The sequence below is a fragment of the Micromonospora maritima genome (genome assembly GCF_902825405.1).
Classification (GTDB): Bacteria; Actinomycetota; Actinomycetes; order Mycobacteriales; family Micromonosporaceae; genus Micromonospora; species Micromonospora maritima.
Genome location: NZ_CADEAU010000978.1, coordinates 1 through 563, shown reverse-complemented (window position 1 = coordinate 563; position 563 = coordinate 1). Strand labels below are relative to the sequence as shown.

2 pseudogenes are annotated in these 563 nt (G+C 78.5%); both read right to left on the bottom strand.

Features of this window, described 5'->3' with window-relative positions:
• Positions 1-225: pseudogene (locus tag HUW36_RS33945) on the bottom strand (DUF4129 domain-containing protein); the annotation flags it as partial.
• A pseudogene (locus tag HUW36_RS33940) lies at positions 222-563 on the bottom strand (hypothetical protein); the annotation flags it as partial. The pseudogenes HUW36_RS33945 and HUW36_RS33940, both read right to left, overlap by 4 nt.

Below are 563 nucleotides of genomic sequence, written 5' to 3'. Positions count from 1 at the left end.
CGGGCGGGGCCGACGCAGCCGGGGCAGCCGGAACCGGAACCGGCGCAACCGGGGCAGGCGGAGCCGGGGCAGGGTCGGCCGGGGCAGCCGGCGCGGCACCCAGGTCGGGAAGTAGTACCAGGCCAGCGCCGCCACGAGCGCGCCGGTCAGCAGGATCAGGGCGACCAGCGGCAGGGTGACGACGTCACCGAGCGCGGCGACCGTCTCGGTCCACCACCGGCTCACCGGCCGGCCGCCAGCAGCGCAGGCTCGGGTACGCCGGCCGGCGCCCGGGACAGCCGGATGTCGAGCCCTTCCGTGCGCATCCGGGTCTCCAGGTGCAGCACGGCGTCCAGGCAGGCCAGCGCCGGGTAGGCGAGCGCGTTCACCGCGACCTGGGCGGCCACGGCCAGCGGGAGCGCCCACGCCGACACGTCGAACAGGCCCAGCAGCCCGAGCCCGTACGGCACGCCCAGCCCGATGCCGACGCGGACCAGCCACCAGCCGAGGTAACCGAGCAACCGGATGCCGGCGGCCCGCCCGCCGAGCCGCCCGGCCAGCCGGACCGCCCGCCCCGCCGCCCG